Here is a 14,122-nt window from a genome sequence, read left to right on the forward strand (position 1 = left end):
ACCAATCAATCTAATGATGATAAGGAATGGAGGAAAGTCGTTGAACGTTCTGAAAACGCTCAACGCAATTTAAGACAGGTATTGAGTGCAATTTCCGAAAAAGAGCTTGAGCAAAATTCACTTGAGGGGAAATTACTGGACATCATGCTTCATGATGCTTATCATACAGGCCAAATTATTCAATTAAGGAAAATGCAGGGGTCATGGCCATCAAATCGTTGACTGAACGTTCTAGTTATTCTATTAAAGGGCGCAATTCTGTAGCAAGAATTGTGCTCATTCTTTATATATTGCCCCATATTCTTGAATAAGAGAAGGGATCATTCGTAAGTAACCGAACTATAAGTTATTCAAGTTTAGCGCAACAAAGACTTGTGAGATATTCGGCAAGGGCCTTGTAACAGATTACTCCTTTCACTTCCTTTGAGATTCCCTTAGCAGCTCTATCGTTAGGGAGAAACAACCGTTATCTCTCTAACGAATAAAAACAATCATTCACCAACTTGCCATTGATTTGAGTGCTTTCCGGCACAATTTCATCCAGACTCATTCCGGTTTTTTCCAAAACACGGCGTGATCCTATATGCTCTTCGGAACAAACCGCAATAAATTTTTTGAATTCTAAAGTTTCCACGGCGAAATCAATTATGATTTTGATTGCTTCTGTAGCATAGCCCTTACCTTTGTATGCTTCCAGTATTATAAAGCCTACTTCCGCAGTGAGTTTCTCTAAGTTACGGGTGCAGATGCTGATTAAGCCAACGTTGTTACCTGAGGAAGTTTCGTGGATTATCCACGTTAGCCAATGTGTGGATTCGATGCTCCACGGAGCGAGTTCTTTTTCAAAGTTACGGCGGATTTCTTCATGGTTTTTCACCACTCCGATGTGTTTCATAAGTGTCGGGTTGGAATAGATGGAGAGGATTAGTTCCCAATCGTGTAATGCCAGTCTTGTGAGAGTCAGGCGTGCGCTAAAGATTTGATTATTCATGTTATCCTCCTTTGAAGACAGTATGGAGTCAATGGGGTGCGTGATAGGGAGTGATTGTACAGCGGTTACTAGATGGACCTTACTAAAAAAATTATACCTAAAACCCAAAAAAATTGCACTGAATATTATATTACGAACGGATGCGTTAGTAATATAATTTAGAAGCTACTTTTACAGCTCTTTCGCATTTTTTAATCTTCCGCAATCGGGCGCGATTGGTGAGCAACACATGTAGAAAATGATCAAACTTTTTTATAAAATCGATACTTAAATCTGCTAGATAAGAATCCATTTTGATCAATCTTTTTCAAAATGGATTCTTTTTATTTATTGAGAAATATGGGTTTGTAAGATGTTTTTTATCAAACTTAATTTAAATGCTACAGTAAGACCCCCACCTCAAGATTGAGAGATAATCGAAGAAGATAGGTGGGGGATGAAGAAAATTCTCACTGATGGAAGTTTCGCTTTATTTGGGAATACATGTAACGTTTATGAATCACAAACGTTATAGTATGTGGACTAAGAGATGTGAATAATAATTATCATATCTGTTACACTTCTTTGTCTTGTATTTACATACTTAAAAAATAAATTTACTCTGCAACTGATAATAATGATGTTTGCTAAAATAGCAAACATTATTTATTTTTGTTTAGAAATGGGTAAACGATATATTGAAACGTTTATTTTTGTTGTGGTATTATAAATAAAAATAAACCAAATCATAATTTGTTTGTTTTTAAAATAAACTTTTTAGGGGATTGTTTAGCATGAATGATATTTCAGAATGGTTTTGGAATGCCACGGTTGAGGAATTAAAAAAAGGATATGTATTTGAGAAGGACACTGAAGAATACGTTTGTTTAGCTTGCGGAGAAAAATTTATGAAAGGTATTATTTATCAAGAGCAAAACGTTTTTTATGAAGCAGAGAAGTTTGCACAGCTTCATATCGCAAATGAACATACTTCTATGTTCGACTATTTATTAGGGTTAGATAAGAAGTTAACAGGTTTAACAGACTTGCAAAAGAAGATGATACAGTTCTTTCATATGGGTTTAAACGATAAAGAAATTGTGAAGGAAATGGACGGTGGAAGCACATCAACAATTCGGAATCATCGTTTTACATTAAGAGAGAAGATGAAGCAAGCAAAAGTGTTTCTTGCGCTGATGGAGTTGTCAGAAGAAAAGGTAACGAATCAGCCTAAATTCTTGCCAATTCATAGGACAGCTACAATGGTCGACCAAAGATATAATATTACAGAAGATGAGAATGAAGAAATTTTGAAATTACATTTTACAGAAGGATTAGATGGACCGCTTTCTAAATTTCCGAAGAAACAAAAGCGAAAGCTAATTATTTTGAAACATCTAGTGAAAAAGTTTGATAGCAATCAAAAGTATACAGAAAAAGAAGTTAATGAGATTTTAGAAAATGTATATTCTGACTATGTCACGTTAAGAAGGTATTTAATCGAATACGGTTTCTTAGACAGAACACCTGATGGAAGCCAGTACTGGGTGAAATTATAGAGAACAATATAGAAAAAGTGAAAGGAGAAAGGAAATTGAATAGAAGAGAAGAGTTAAAACAACTGTATAAAGAAACAGAAATAGAATCTGGGATTTACTGTATTAAGAATATGAAAAACGGAAAAGTGTATGTAGAGAGTACGAGGAACTTAAAAACGATGAGTGGAAGACGACTTTTACTTAATATGGGTTCTCATACGAATAAGGCATTGCAAAATGATTGGAAGGAATACGGAGCAGATGCTTTTGAGTTTGAAATATTAGAAGTGTTGAAAAAGAAAGATACTGGATATTTTAACGCAAAAGAAGAATTGAAGAAACTAGAAGAGAAATGGTTAGAGAATTTGCAGCCATATGGAGAGCGTGGATATAACCACGAAACATCTCGATAAAAGGGGTTATGAAATTTGAAAACAATTGAAGAAGGAACAGAAAATAAACCGATATGGCGTTCTATGTCTATGTTTCTCATTCCTTTACTGTTAAGTAATGTATTGCAGTCGCTTGGACAATTGTTTGGTATGGTAGTGGTGGGACGTTGGCTTGGCATTAATGACTTAGCTGCTATTTCGGCCTTCTTCCCGTTGTTTTTTCTACTTATTTCATTTGTAATTGGTATAGGTTCTGGTAGCTCGATTTTAATCGGTCAGGCTTTTGGAGCTCGTAATGAAGATCGCTTAAAGGCCATTGTTGGTACAACGTTGACATTTACGTTTGTACTTGGAGCGATTTTAGCGGTAGTGGGTAGTATGTTTGCAATGGATATTATGCGTCTTGTTGGTACGCCAGAAAACATAATCAACATGAGTGTTCATTATGCACGAATTTTATTTATTTCTATGCCAATTCTGTTTTTATATTTTGCTTATACGACTTTTATGCGTGGTACAGGTGACTCTAAAACACCATTTTATTTTTTAATTGTTAGTACAGGACTAAATATGGCATTATTACCTATTCTTATTTTTGGTTGGTTAGGCCTGCCGAAACTTGGTGTGTACGGCGCAGCATATGCTTCTGTTATATCAACAATTGTTACATTTATTGCTCTGTTAGTTTATTTAAGAAAAACGAAACATCCGTTGCAATTTGATGCAACAGTTCAAAAGTATCTTCGCATGGATTGGGATTTGTTAAAATTATTATTACGTCTTGGCATTCCGGCAAGTATTAATATGATACTAGTTTCATTATCGGAGATTGCCGTTATTTCCTTTGTAAATCGCTTTGGATCAGATGCAACTGCGGCATACGGAGTAGTGAACCAAGTGGCAAGTTATGTACAGATGCCAGCTGTGAGTCTTGGGATTACCGTTTCCATATTTGCAGCTCAGTCCATTGGAGCTAATCAATTTGATCGTCTGCAAAAAGTAATCCGAGCCGGACTTGTTATGAACTATGTAATTGGAGGAATATTAATTTCTTTTATTTATTTGTTCTCAAAAGAAATTTTAGCGCTCTTTTTAACGAGTCAGAGTACGATTGATATTGCACATAGTCTCATTATGATTACATTATGGAGTTACTTAATTTTCGGTCATGCGCAAATTATTGGAGCGACAATGCGTGCGAGTGGAACTGTATTGTGGCCGACTATTTTTGCGGTTATATCGATTTGGGGTGTGGAAGTTCCAGTGGCCTATTTCCTGTCGTATCATACGAGCCTTGGGATAAAAGGAATATGGATTGGATATCCAGCTGCATTTATTGTGAGCTTACTTTTACAATATGGATACTACAGGTTGTCGTGGAAGAAGAAGCGAATTACACGTCTTATTAGCTAAAGGTTTGGTATCATTTTTCTTTTAAAACAAATGGGCGCTAATAAAAATAAGATACAAAAATATTTATGTGAACAAAAGATCCCTTCTAGATTGCTTATCTGGAGGGGATTTTTATGTTTTCATGCAACATAAATACAGGCATGGGGAATAGTAACTTTATTATTAAAAAGTAAAATTATATTTTTGAAATGAAGTCATTAAGAGGTGAAGATACTATAAATATGGATAAAAAAGAAAAATGGAGCTTGTGGGCCCTTTCATCTGTTCCTTTAGTTATGACACTTGGAAACTCTATGTTAATCCCTGTCCTTCCATTAATTGAAAAGAAATTAAATATTAATGATTTTCAAGTTTCTCTTATCATTACTGTTTATTCTGTTGTCGCTATTATTTTAATTCCTATAGCTGGTTATTTATCTGATAAGTGGGGAAGGAAGAAAGTAATTATACCTAGTTTATTTATAGCAGCTATAGGGGGAGCTATTACAGGTTGGGTATCATGGAAGCTCGAAAATCCTTATACGTGGATTTTAATAGGAAGAGCGATTCAAGGAATAGGCTCAGCTGGAGCGATGCCTGTTGTTATTCCTTGTGTAGGTGATATGTTTCAAGATGAAAAACAAGTAAGCAGTGGCCTAGGTCTAGTCGAAACATCGAATACATTAGGTAAGGTTTTAAGCCCAATTTTAGGTTCCTTACTAGCTTCGTTTGTTTGGTTCCTTCCTTTTTGGTTCATCCCGATTTTGTGTATAATATCCATTATTTTAATTCTCTTTTTTGTGAAGCCACCTAAACAAAAACAAGAAGCTCCTCCATTACGTATTTTTCTTCAAAATGTAAAGTTAATTTTATGCGAGAAAGGTCGTTGGCTTTTTCCAATTTTTATACTTGGAGGCATTATTATGTTCATTCTGTTTGGTATCCTTTTTTATTTATCTTCCATTTTAGAAAAGCGATATCACTTAGAGGGAGTTTGGAAAGGCTTTGTATTAGCTATTCCGTTAGCTTCACTTTCTCTTACTTCTTATATAACAGGGAAAAAAATTGGGGATAAGAAAATAATGATGAAGTGGTGTATATGTATTGGTTTTTTCTTATTAGGAATAACATTAATAACTCCAATATTCTTCAAAAACATTTACATCATTATCACGAGTCTTGTAATTAGTGGAATTGGGATTGGTGTTGCTCTTCCTAGCTTAGACGCTCTAGTAACAGAAGGAATCCAGAAGGAACAGAGAGGATCGATTACATCTCTTTATAGCTCAATGCGATTTGTAGGAGTAGCCGCAGGCCCTCCGTTGTTTGCAGTATTAATGAAAGGGCCGGATAATTATATATTTTATCTGTCAATTTTTTTAGCATTTGTAGGAGCTTTATTATCTTTACTATGCATTAAACCAAAAAACGCTCAATAAAAATACAAATTTTAAAGATTACATTTCATAATAAAGAAGGAAACATAAACCTTCAATTTACGTAAAGTTATGTTTTCTTTTTTTGGTACATACGCTGCTGATTAAAGGGTACAAATATAAAGTGAAACTTACAGCAGTGGGGGTCTTATTGCCCACGAGTAGCGGGATGAATTTTACACTTGTACACATTGAACAAAAGAAATAAGAGGTAAGTTACTAGAAGCTAGAGAAATTATGGAGGAGAAAGAATGGTGTAAGTAGGGGGAATATATAATGACATCATTTTTAATCATTGTATGCGCTGGTATCCTTGCATTCATCAGCCTTATTCATATGTATTGGGCATGTGGTGGAACTTGGGGAAGTAAGGTTGTTCTTCCGATGAAAAAAGATAGCGAAGAATATGCTTTTGTTCCGCGGAAAATAGGGACTTTTTTAGTGGCACTTGCAATTTTATGTTTTGCTGTGATTTTATTAGCACAGAGTGGATACTTGTCTTTCTGGAATCCGAGTCGTTATACAAAATGGGGATGTATGGCTTTAGCTGGAATTTTCTTGTTACGTGCAGTTGGTGATAGGAAGTATATTGGGATCTTTAAAAGGGTAAAGGGAACAAAATTTTCAGTGTATGATACGTGGTTATACAGTCCGTTTTGTTTGTTTATTGCACTTTCTTTTGTAGTGGCGATTTATAGTCGTTAGTATCCGGAAGGAAACCTTTCATCAATAAGGGGGTTTCTTTTTTTTTTTTTTTTGAATTTATTTAATAATTTGTTTTTTTTTGTATTTTCTCTCTTTACAATGGGAATTTAGAGGAGTATATTATCAAACAAATAGCAAACTTTACAGCCGAATATCGCTTAATCCACTTAGGAGCGGGGGAACCAACTTTGTGCATTGTCACTTGGGGTGAATCCTTTTTAGGTAGGGCTACTCTCAAGGCCCGAATCCGACAGCTAACCTCGTCAGCGTTTTGAGAGGGGGGACTTGTGTGTAAAAAACACTAGGTGCAACCTAGTGTTTTCTTTCATTCTGTTAATGGTAAATTTTTACAAAAATATTAATACGTATGATAGAAAATAACTGTAGGAGAAACAGAGGGGAGAAAAAGGATGAATTGGCTTACAAGTCTAATTACAATTTGTCTATTTGTAGTAGTAGCAAAACCAATGGGAGATTACATATATAATGTTTTTCAGCAAAAGGAACCATTTCAAAAGATATTTGGTCCATTGGAAAAATTTTTGTTTAAAGTCGCAGGAATTAAAGGGCATCGTCAAAGCTGGAAGCACTATTTGTTTTGCTTAATCATAACAAATTTGTTTTTTATCCTTGTTGTGTATTCCATATTTCGGTTACAGGGGATGCTGCCATTAAATCCAAACCATTTTTCAGGAATGGAGCCGACATTAGCATTTCATACAGCTATCACGTTTATGACAAATGCTAATCTACAACACTATGGGGGCGAAAGTAATTTATCTTATTTCTCTCAAATGGCTGGGGTAACGTTTATGATGTTTGCAGCACCTGCAACTTCAATGGCGATTGGTATTACGTTTATTCGCGTCTTAGCAGGTAAAAAAATTGGTAACTTCTTTGTTGATTTTGTTCAATCTATTACAAGGGTATTATTACCAATTTCATTTATAACATCGTTAATTTTTCTAGCGCTAGGAACACCGCAAACACTAGATTCTACGATTATTGCAAAAACGTTAGAAGGGGCAGAGCAGGCAATTCCTCGTGGACCAGTAGCGTCTTTACTCTCTATTAAAGAACTTGGAGATAATGGCGGAGGCTTTTTTGGAACAGTTTCAGCACATCCTTTTGAAAATCCAAATATGATTAGTAATGTACTCCAGATGATGCTGCAAATGTTAATTCCAATGGCATTTCCGTTTGTATACGGACGAATGGTTGGAAACCATAAACAAGGAAGAATGTTTTTTGTATCGATGTTTATTTTATTTATTGTTGGGTTTTCTACACTCGCTATATCTGAATTGAAAGGGAATCCACTGTTAAACCAAATTGGTATAGACAGTTCTCAAGGAAATATGGAAGGGAAAGAAATGCGTCTTGGTGTTATATCTTCTGCTTTATACGCAACTGTTACAAGCGCTTCAGGGACAGGGGGCGTAAATACAACACATGATACGTTAACGCCAATTGGAGGAATGGTTCCACTTGTAAATATGCTTCTAGGAACTGTGTTTGGCGGGATTGGAGTTGGATTTATGAATGTGATCATGTATGCGATGATAGCAGTATTTTTAGCTGGATTAATGGTAGGACGTACACCGGAGTTTCTTAATAAAAAATTAGAAGGAAAAGAGATGAAATTAATTGCCACTACGATTGTGTCCCAGCCGCTTCTCATTCTTGGAGCTGCGGGAGTTGCTTTTTCAACACATTTCGGAACAGATGCAATTTCGAATCCTGGTTTTCACGGTCTAACACAAGTTGTATATGAGTATACATCGTCTGTTGTAAATAATGGCTCTGGATTTGAAGGGTTAAATGATAATACACCATTTTGGAATATTTCAACAGGTATCGTTATGTATATTGGTCGTTATTTCAGTATCATTACGATGCTTGCCGTTGCAGTTGGACTGAAAAAGAAAAAAAGTGTACCTGAAACTATTAGCATGTTCCAAACTGACAATCACTTGTTTGGAGGAATCTTGCTTGGTACGATATTTGTAGTAGGTGCTTTAACATTTTTACCAGTACTTGTACTTGGGCCAATTGCTGAATTGTTAACAATATCATGAAGTTGTAAAACGAGGGGCGTAAAATCCTCTCGTTTTTGTTATGTATTTCTTTGTTATTTTCAACGTGGTTTATTATAGTATATATATATGCTTTTGTTGAAGAAAATTTGGAATCTATACACAAAGGTCTAAATGATTCAATGAATTTACAAAGGTTTACTTTACATAATAAGAGGATGTGGAAATACAATGTCATTACAGTCAAAATATTTAGCAGGAATTTCACTTGGAATAATGGGGGTTGGTTTTGTTGCAACAATCCCATTTCAAGGAACGATAGCAGGGAATATTATACAAGGTGGATTTGAAGCTGGTTTAGTAGGGGGACTCGCGGATTGGTTTGCAGTTACAGCACTGTTTCGTCACCCGATGGGGATACCGATCCCGCATACAGCTCTATTGCCCAAAAATCGGAAACGGGTTACGAAAGGACTTGTTTCCACGCTGGAAAATGATTGGCTTACGAAAGAAAGTATTACCGATAAAATAAAAGAAATGAAGTTGGCTGCAACGGTATTACATATTGCGGAAAGAGAGCTGCATTCCGATGCGTTAAAGAAAGGGATTGTTACAATTGCTGAAAAGGCGATTCTGCAAATGAACACAAAACGGTTAGCTATTGTTTTGGAAAAAGAATTAAAAACGTACTTACATACAATTAACGTAGGTAATATTCTTCAAGTGCTTGTTGATCAAATAGTTACACAAGAATATGATGAAAAGACGTTAGATTGTTTATTAGTCAAAGCGAAAGAATGGACAGCACAAGATGCAGCTCGATATCAACTTGGTAGTTTAGGTATGAAGGCGCTAGAAAATATAAAAGTAGATGGTTTCTTACAGTTTGCGCTTAAATCCTTTATGAGTATTGCCGATGAAGAAAAAGTTGGTAGCATTCTGCAAAAGTTTATTATTAATAATATTAGTAGTTTGCAAAACGTTGATAATAGCACGAGACAAGCTCTATTGATGAAAATTCGCCACGAAATCCTACATATGAAGGAAAATGAATCGGTATTAAAAGAACTAGAGAATTGGAAAGAAAATTGGATTGTGAATTGGGAGGCAGCTGAGAAGATAACAGAATTTCTTGAGCAAGCAAAGCAAAAATTTGTAGATTTTATTCAAAAAGATGAATTTGCGGACAAATATCTTCTACCGTTTATGACGACACAAATGAATAAAATAAAAGAAGATGCAGCAACAGTTCAACGTATGGAAGATTGGCTACAAAAACAAATTGTAAACGTCGTTGAAAGCAATCATTCTAAAATCGGAAAACTTGTACAGGAAAATTTAGATAAATTAGATGATAAAACACTTATTGAGATGATTGAAAATAACGTAGGAAAAGATTTGCAGTGGATTCGTGTAAATGGTGCTGTTTGTGGATTTATGATTGGATTGGTTTTAGAAAGCTTAAAAGCGGTTATATAATGAAAAACAACTTGAATAGTGATGCGGAAAAATCTATATATCCTCTTCATACTGATAAAAGATAAAAATTAAAACCTTGCACGGCTTTAAATGTAGCAGTGAAAGGTTTTTTTGGGGTTTTCCTTCAATGTTTTATTGAGTGCAATTTTTTTGTAGTTTTTTCTTCTAAGTAATGAAGGTATATGAATTATATTCACGGAAATACTTACATATTTATTTTCATATGATAAGTGCACGCATCAACAAAAAGGAGGTTTTAGTACAATGCAAGTAAGATTTAATGAATATCGTCTTCCTATGGCTGAATCAAGTCCATATGGAATTACGGTGGGTGTTGATAGAGCGCTTTGGTTTACGGAACATAAGGGAAATAGAATAGGAAGAATGACTGTAACCGGTGAAATACAGGAATTCTTCGTTCCTACATCAGATGCTGGGCTTTCATGTATAGTATCTGGGGCGAATGGGGATCTATGGTTTACAGAATACAAGACGGATAAGATTGGAAAGATTACAATGCAAGGCGAGGTTACTGAATATATGCTACCTACTACAAAATCAGCTCCGTATGGAATAACAGAAGGACCTGATGGAGCAATATGGTTTACGGAACTAACAAGTAATAAGATAGGAAGAATTTCATTGTTAGGCGAGATTACCGAGTATACATTACCTAATTCGGAATCTTATCCGTCATTTATCGTATCAGGACCAGATGGGGCACTTTGGTTTACGGAGAACAAAAGTAATAAAATAGGGAAAATTACAACATCCGGTCAAATTATTGAGTACTCTATACCTACAATGAATTCTGCTCCAGTAGGCATTACAAATGGACCTGATGGAGCGCTATGGTTTGTAGAAATAAACGGAAATAAAATAGGAAGAATTACGACATCGGGAAAAATTAGCGAGTACCCTATCCCAACTGTAAATGCCCGACCACATGCTATTGTTGCAGGTGAGGATGGAGTACTTTGGTTTACGGAGTGGGGAAGTAATCAGATTGGACGAATTACGGTGAATGGAGAAATTGCGGAATATCAAATTCCTACGAAAAACTCTGAACCGCATGGGATTGTACTAGGACCAGATGGAGCAATATGGTTTGCAGAAGAATGTAATCAGATCGGACAGTTAATTTGTTTATAAAATTGTGTAATTCTAAATACCTTATTAGTATTTCAGTAATAAGGGTGCTGAAAAAGTGAATTTAATAGGATAAGAAAGAAACTTTTACTGTAACTGAAGAGTAGGAAAGAAAATGAAAAATGTTACTTATGAGATGGTGAAATTTGTATATTGAAAGGAGGCGAATGTTAGTAAGGTAACACCTACTAACAACTATGAAAATAAAAGTGATAATAGCTGATGATAATTCTTTTATTAGAGAAGGTATGAAAATCATTTTAAGTACATACGCGGAATTTGAAGTGTTAGTAACAGTAAATGATGGGCAAGAGGCACTAGAGTATTGCAAAAAACATGATGTTGATATTGCCCTTTTAGATGTACGTATGCCGAATATGAACGGCGTGGAAGCAACGAAATTAATTTGTGAACAAACAAAAACAAAGCCGCTCATATTAACGACATTTGATGATGACGAATACATTTTAGATGCAGTAAAAAATGGAGCGAAAGGTTATTTATTAAAAAATAATGATCCGGAGCGAATACGAGATGCGATAAAAAGTGTTTATCACGGACATACTGTGATACAAGATGTAGTCCTCGATAAAATTAAATCAAACTTACAAGAAAATAAAGAAGAAGAACCGAAAATAGATAAGAGTCTTTTCACAGAAAGAGAACTTAGTATTATTGCTCTTATTGCAAAAGGTTTTTCAAATAAAGAGATTTCAAAACAGCTTTTTATATCAGAAGGGACGATTGCGAACTATATTACCTCAATTCTTAGTAAAACGGGGCTTGAGCATCGTACGCAAATCGCCATTTACTATTTAACGGGAACAGTGGATTAGAAATATGGAATTTTGGATCATTATTAGTAAGCTCATAGTTTTCCTATATATTGTGTTCAGTTATGCCCATTCCAACGTTACGAATCTACCATGGATTGTATTTACTTTACTTCTTTATCTTTGTGTAAATGTTACGATTTATATTTTGAAAAAAGATACAGCGAAGAAAGTAGTTATATTGGCATCGATTGTCATTACAATTGTTTCATATGGACAGGTTCATCCGTTATTATTTTTATTTTTACCTCTGAATTTATATGAATTTACTTTTTATTACATATATGAAAAATGGCTGATGTTTTTCATTATGCTTCTTCCGGTTCTGTTTGTTGAGGAAGATATACGTATGACATACGGTTTAATCGCTGTATTTAGTTTTGTTATTTTCACAATGGCAAGGCTATATACGGAAAAATTGGTGAAATTTGAAACGCAAAATGACATCATGCGAAAAGATATGCAAAGGCTCACAAAAAGTTTGCATGAAAATAAAGAATACATAAGGCAATCTGAATACACATTTAAGCTAGAAGAACGAAATCGATTATCACAAGAAATTCATGATAAAATTGGTCATTCCATGACAGGGGCACTTATTCAAATGGAAGCAGCAAAGAGGTTAATGGAAATAGATAAAGACAAAGCTGCGGAGTTACTTCAAAATGCGATTCATATTTCTAAAGATGGTATTGAAAGTATTAGAATTACCCTTAAAAATATGAAACCGCCAACTGAACAAATTGGAATTCATCGTATGAAATTATTCATAGATGAATTTGCGAGCAAGCATAATATAAAAATTCCGTTTGTGCATAAAGGAAATTTGGATACAATTTCTCCTATCCAATGGAAGATCATTGGTGAAAATGTTACAGAGGCGTTAACGAATACGATGAAATACGCTGATGCGACGGTCATTTCAATAGATATTAATGTGCTTAACAAGATGGTAAAGGTGCAGGTGAAAGATAACGGAAAAGGGGCAACCATTGTTAAGAAAGGCCTCGGTATCATTGGGATGGAGGAGAGAACAGCGTCTATTAATGGGAAAATTATTGTAGATGGGACCAATGGTTTTTCAGTAACAATGTTATTGCCGATACAGTAAGGAATAGATAAGATGAATGATCTCACTGGAAAAAAGTGAATATTCTCATGTGAAAAGAATGAACTTATGCACTGAGCAGGTTCATTCTTTTTGTTTATAATAACAGCAGAGAAACCGAAATAGGGGTGAAATGATGAACGCATTAGAGATAAAAAACTTAACGAAAAAATTTGGTGATTTCATCGCAGTTGATAATATGTCTTTATCTATCGCACAAGGAGAAATATTTGGATTTTTAGGTTCAAATGGTGCTGGTAAAAGTACAACAATTAATATGATTGCTGGATTGCTAAGAAGTAATGAAGGTGAGATTAACATATTAGGAAAAAATAGTAAGAAGTATAGCCGATTTGCAAAAATGAACATTGGTATTGTGCCGCAAGACATAGCGATTTACGAGGAGTTAACCGCCTATGAAAATGTAAAATTCTTTGCAGGATTATATGGATTGCGAGGAACTGAATTGAAAGAGAGAGTAGAAGAAGCGCTCCAGTTTGTAGGGCTCAGTGATAGACATAAAAGCTATCCGAAAAACTTCTCTGGTGGAATGAAGCGAAGACTTAACATTGCTTGTGCGCTTGCACATCGTCCGAAGTTAATTATTATGGATGAGCCGACAGTAGGGATTGATCCACAGTCAAGAAACTACATCCTCCAGTCTGTACGAAAATTAAACGAAATGGGTAGCACAATCATTTACACAAGTCACTATATGGAGGAAGTGGAGGAGATCTGTACAAAAATCGCGATTGTTGATCACGGAAAGATTATTGCAGAAGGAACGAAAGAACAGTTAAAAGCAATCATTACTGATACGAAAGATATTTGGATTGAAGTAAAAGCAATTGAAGATATGGATATGGATCAACTAAAAGAAATTAGCGGGGTTAAAGCTGTTCAAATAGAAGAAAACGTAATTAAAGTGAATTCCGATACAGGAGTGAACAATTTAAATAAAATTATTCAATATTTTATTAGTCATGATATAGAAATACGATCGGTAGAAGAACAGGCACCCAACTTAGAAACAGTGTTTCTGACGTTAACGGGGAGAAAATTACGAGATTAACAAGATTAATAG

12 protein-coding genes, 1 pseudogene and 1 riboswitch are annotated in these 14,122 nt (G+C 34.9%); of the genes and pseudogenes, 12 read left to right on the plus strand and 1 reads right to left on the minus strand.

Features of this window, described 5'->3' with window-relative positions:
- Positions 1-222 (plus strand): annotated as a pseudogene (locus CN326_RS09170) (DinB family protein); the annotation flags it as partial.
- Positions 223-466: 244 nt separating this feature from the next.
- Here the strand turns inward: CN326_RS09170 and CN326_RS09175 are convergent.
- Positions 467-991, minus strand: a complete 525-nt coding sequence (locus CN326_RS09175; RefSeq protein WP_098308510.1) for a GNAT family N-acetyltransferase — start codon at positions 989-991, stop codon at positions 467-469.
- A gap of 773 nt (positions 992-1,764) precedes the next feature.
- Between CN326_RS09175 and CN326_RS09180 the strand changes: the two genes are divergently transcribed.
- The 11 genes from CN326_RS09180 to CN326_RS09230 all read left to right on the plus strand — a co-directional run bounded on the left by CN326_RS09180 (position 1,765) and on the right by CN326_RS09230 (position 14,110).
- Positions 1,765-2,529 carry a DUF2087 domain-containing protein gene (locus tag CN326_RS09180; RefSeq protein ID WP_098308512.1) on the plus strand — a complete coding sequence of 255 codons (765 nt, stop codon included), beginning with the start codon at positions 1,765-1,767 and terminating at the stop codon, positions 2,527-2,529.
- A 35-nt stretch (positions 2,530-2,564) separates the two neighbouring features.
- Positions 2,565-2,921, plus strand: coding sequence for a GIY-YIG nuclease family protein (locus tag CN326_RS09185; RefSeq protein ID WP_098308514.1), 357 nt, complete (start codon positions 2,565-2,567; stop codon positions 2,919-2,921).
- A gap of 63 nt (positions 2,922-2,984) precedes the next feature.
- Positions 2,985-4,313 (plus strand): MATE family efflux transporter, encoded by a 1,329-nt coding sequence (locus CN326_RS09190; protein ID WP_255258114.1) that lies wholly within the window; start codon positions 2,985-2,987, stop codon positions 4,311-4,313.
- Between the two features lie 188 nt (positions 4,314-4,501).
- A complete protein-coding gene (gene bcbE, locus CN326_RS09195) occupies positions 4,502-5,731 on the plus strand; it encodes a bacillibactin exporter BcbE (RefSeq protein ID WP_141525010.1) in 1,230 nt (409 codons plus the stop codon).
- 273 nt (positions 5,732-6,004) lie between these two features.
- On the plus strand, positions 6,005-6,433 hold the full coding sequence (locus CN326_RS09200) for a DUF3995 domain-containing protein (protein ID WP_098308520.1): 429 nt from the start codon (positions 6,005-6,007) through the stop codon (positions 6,431-6,433).
- A 145-nt stretch (positions 6,434-6,578) separates the two neighbouring features.
- Positions 6,579-6,718: riboswitch (cyclic di-AMP (ydaO/yuaA leader) on the plus strand.
- Between the two features lie 125 nt (positions 6,719-6,843).
- A complete protein-coding gene (gene kdpA, locus CN326_RS09205) occupies positions 6,844-8,511 on the plus strand; it encodes a potassium-transporting ATPase subunit KdpA (RefSeq protein WP_098308522.1) in 1,668 nt (555 codons plus the stop codon).
- Between the two features lie 189 nt (positions 8,512-8,700).
- Positions 8,701-9,948: a DUF445 domain-containing protein gene (locus CN326_RS09210; protein WP_098308524.1), complete on the plus strand. Its 1,248-nt coding sequence runs from the start codon at positions 8,701-8,703 to the stop codon at positions 9,946-9,948.
- 264 nt (positions 9,949-10,212) lie between these two features.
- Positions 10,213-11,100: a Vgb family protein gene (locus CN326_RS09215; RefSeq protein WP_098308526.1), complete on the plus strand. Its 888-nt coding sequence runs from the start codon at positions 10,213-10,215 to the stop codon at positions 11,098-11,100.
- 194 nt (positions 11,101-11,294) lie between these two features.
- On the plus strand, positions 11,295-11,933 hold the full coding sequence (locus tag CN326_RS09220; protein ID WP_098308528.1) for a response regulator transcription factor: 639 nt from the start codon (positions 11,295-11,297) through the stop codon (positions 11,931-11,933).
- Positions 11,934-11,937: 4 nt separating this feature from the next.
- Positions 11,938-13,041, plus strand: coding sequence for a sensor histidine kinase (locus CN326_RS09225; protein ID WP_098308530.1), 1,104 nt, complete (start codon positions 11,938-11,940; stop codon positions 13,039-13,041).
- Between the two features lie 133 nt (positions 13,042-13,174).
- Entirely contained in the window at positions 13,175-14,110 is a 936-nt protein-coding gene (locus CN326_RS09230) for an ABC transporter ATP-binding protein (RefSeq protein WP_098308532.1), read from the plus strand.
- Positions 14,111-14,122 lie beyond the last annotated feature (12 nt).

The sequence above is a fragment of the Bacillus sp. AFS018417 genome (assembly GCF_002560985.1).
Taxonomy (GTDB): Bacteria; Bacillota; Bacilli; order Bacillales; family Bacillaceae_G; genus Bacillus_A; species Bacillus_A rhizoplanae.

Excerpts from the sequence above, each read along its gene's own strand:
- CN326_RS09210 (WP_098308524.1), top strand. The coding sequence starts at position 8,701 with ATGTCATTACAGTCAAAATATTTAGCAGGAATTTCACTTGGAATAATG.
- CN326_RS09220 (WP_098308528.1), top strand. The coding sequence starts at position 11,295 with ATGAAAATAAAAGTGATAATAGCTGATGATAATTCTTTTATTAGAGAA.
- CN326_RS09180 (WP_098308512.1), top strand. The coding sequence starts at position 1,765 with ATGAATGATATTTCAGAATGGTTTTGGAATGCCACGGTTGAGGAATTA.
- CN326_RS09200 (WP_098308520.1), top strand. The coding sequence starts at position 6,005 with ATGACATCATTTTTAATCATTGTATGCGCTGGTATCCTTGCATTCATC.
- kdpA (WP_098308522.1), top strand. The coding sequence starts at position 6,844 with ATGAATTGGCTTACAAGTCTAATTACAATTTGTCTATTTGTAGTAGTA.
- CN326_RS09190 (WP_255258114.1), top strand. The coding sequence starts at position 2,985 with ATGTCTATGTTTCTCATTCCTTTACTGTTAAGTAATGTATTGCAGTCG.
- CN326_RS09225 (WP_098308530.1), top strand. The coding sequence starts at position 11,938 with ATGGAATTTTGGATCATTATTAGTAAGCTCATAGTTTTCCTATATATT.
- CN326_RS09215 (WP_098308526.1), top strand. The coding sequence starts at position 10,213 with ATGCAAGTAAGATTTAATGAATATCGTCTTCCTATGGCTGAATCAAGT.
- CN326_RS09230 (WP_098308532.1), top strand. The coding sequence starts at position 13,175 with ATGAACGCATTAGAGATAAAAAACTTAACGAAAAAATTTGGTGATTTC.
- CN326_RS09175 (WP_098308510.1), bottom strand. The coding sequence starts at position 991 with ATGAATAATCAAATCTTTAGCGCACGCCTGACTCTCACAAGACTGGCA.
- bcbE (WP_141525010.1), top strand. The coding sequence starts at position 4,502 with ATGAAGTCATTAAGAGGTGAAGATACTATAAATATGGATAAAAAAGAA.